Source organism: Vibrio sp. 1727, from assembly GCF_033344415.1.
GTDB lineage: Bacteria > Pseudomonadota > Gammaproteobacteria > Enterobacterales > Vibrionaceae > Vibrio > Vibrio alginolyticus.
This window is the reverse complement of the sequence record NZ_JAWPOT010000093.1, coordinates 1-1,028: the sequence shown is the minus strand read 5'-3', so window position 1 is coordinate 1,028 and position 1,028 is coordinate 1. Positions and strand designations below refer to the sequence as shown.

The 1,028-nt window shown below is 37.0% G+C and carries 1 protein-coding gene; it reads left to right on the top strand.

Features of this window, described 5'->3' with window-relative positions; genetic code table 11:
- Positions 1–208 precede the first annotated feature (208 nt).
- Positions 209–976 carry a hypothetical protein gene (locus tag R8O10_RS24020; RefSeq protein WP_017447041.1) on the top strand — a complete coding sequence of 256 codons (768 nt, stop codon included), beginning with the start codon at positions 209–211 and terminating at the stop codon, positions 974–976.
- Positions 977–1,028 lie beyond the last annotated feature (52 nt).

The window sequence follows — 1,028 nt, the reverse complement described above, 5'->3', positions numbered from 1 at the left end:
ACTATTATCTTGATAAGCCCATAGAGCAATGGCTATAACTTGTTCTTGATGGGTAAAATGTATTCAGTTAAAGAAAAGTAAAAAAATCTAATGGATAAGACATGTTTTACGCCAACAAGATAGAATATTGAGACCAAAATCACAAGAGTAGGATTCTCTTGAATTTATCATCATGGATGCTGAATAAATAAAATATAGGCATTGTTAGATGAATAATTCTGCAACGTATTTACTTGCTGCTTTACGAGAAAAAATAAAAGAAAAAGGCATTGGATATTCCGAGCTTTCTATTGGACTTGGAATCCCGCTTTCTACCATAAAAAGGCAGCTTCACAATACGTCTCTTGGTTTAGATAAAATCTTGTTGTACGCCACGCACCTTGATACGGATTTGGTTGAGTTATCCATGCGAGGTAAGCAGCTGCAGCAAGAGAGTGAACAGTTTATCACCGACACCAACAGTGAGATTTTTCATCAATATCCTCACTTATTTGATTTTCTTTATCTTTTGCGTCGACCTGAGTGGTCTTTAGAAGAGATCGCTCGGAGATACCAGCTGAGTGATACTTCCGTTGCGCTCTATTTACGCGCGCTAGAAATGATGGATTACATTGAACTGAAAGGGGATAAACACTATCAATTTAAAGATACAGGCCGCTTTATTTTTGAAGAAGGTTCAAATTTAGACACGCTATTTGCACAGCGCTTTCGTGAAGAAGTGTTTAGCCATGATATTCGGCCTCCAATTTGTGTTGGACGCATTGCGATTACCGAAGAACAAGAAGAAAAACTGGCAAATGAAGTGTACAACAAATTAATTGAGTTTGATGTTCAAAATAAAACCAGTGAGAACAGTCAACGCCTAAAAAACGTTTTACTCACTTTTACGCCTGGTAATCAGATATTTTTGGCTGACACAATTCCGAATATTAATGGCGATTTATTAAAAGCCATCACTGTCGCTAAAGAAAAATAAAAGAATAATTATTGGAAGCTCGTGCTTATTTAGTGCGAGCCGAGCTTCTGCA